Annotated in this window: 1 protein-coding gene; it reads right to left on the reverse strand. The window is 31.3% G+C overall.

Translation table 11 applies throughout. The features are described 5' to 3' along the window. Positions 1 to 191 precede the first annotated feature (191 nt). The gene (locus ES677_RS15165) at positions 192 to 485 is read right to left on the reverse strand and encodes a hypothetical protein (protein WP_148381738.1); all 294 of its coding nucleotides are present in this window, start codon (positions 483 to 485) and stop codon (positions 192 to 194) included. Between the last annotated feature and the right edge of the window lie 419 nt (positions 486 to 904).

Below are 904 nucleotides of genomic sequence, written 5' to 3' on the forward strand. Positions count from 1 at the left end.
TTTTAGGACGTATTACACCAATGGAAAAATGGAACCAGGATAAACATCTAATAATAATGAGAAATTTAACAGCTTAATTAATAATCGAAATTTAGAATAATACTCTTGTTTTATAGGGGTCAAAACAATTGATAGTTCAAAAATTCAGTCCGTTGACGAATTGGTTTTTATTCTTTCAAGAAATATTTATCTTAAAAATCAGTATCAAACTCTTTATAAAGAAATGATTCAATCGCAAACTTTGTTGAACGCAAAACATCCATAATGTTATCTACATTTTTATGCGACCGCTCTTTATGGAATATATCCGATAGTTTAATAGATTCTTTTAATTCGTTTATTGATTCAGATTCTGGCTTATACTTTTTTATAGTTTTTATTGCTTTTTCTGCAATTTTTTCTAATTCAGTCATTGTATATTCTCCAAAATCTTCTTTATTTTCAATTTCTTGTAAAAGTTCAATTAATTTGTTTTCTGTTTTCATTTTTTAGCGTTTGAGTGGAAATGGTTGGTAACGGTTTGTATATGCTTAGTGCTGGTTAAAAATAAAATAATTTTTGATTTAGCACTTAGCGAAATTTTTAATTTTATCTTTCCGATTTTAACGCGAAATTGAAAATTTTGCGGACTTTATAAATATGCCTAAACTCTCGGTTTAGCACAGACCTAAAGCATTAAGTATATACCGTGTGTGTGCCCAGTATGGGCATCTTTAACTTACAGCAAAGTAAGTAATTAATCTAGAGGGTGCAAGTCCCTTATGCGCTGGGGTAACTCCTAGAAGCATTAGTAAGTCGCAAGGGTGGTAACTGCAAAGTTACATCTGAAGAAAGCGAGACTACAAAACTCGGTACTGACGAACAGAAACCGTATACAGAGGCCTATTTATTCGGGTAAGCAACC

The organism is Bizionia gelidisalsuginis (assembly GCF_008086185.1).
Taxonomy (GTDB): domain Bacteria; phylum Bacteroidota; class Bacteroidia; order Flavobacteriales; family Flavobacteriaceae; genus Bizionia; species Bizionia saleffrena.

Bases quoted from the DNA above. Each gene is read 5' to 3' on its own strand.
- ES677_RS15165 (WP_148381738.1), bottom strand. From the start codon at position 485: ATGAAAACAGAAAACAAATTAATTGAACTTTTACAAGAAATTGAAAAT.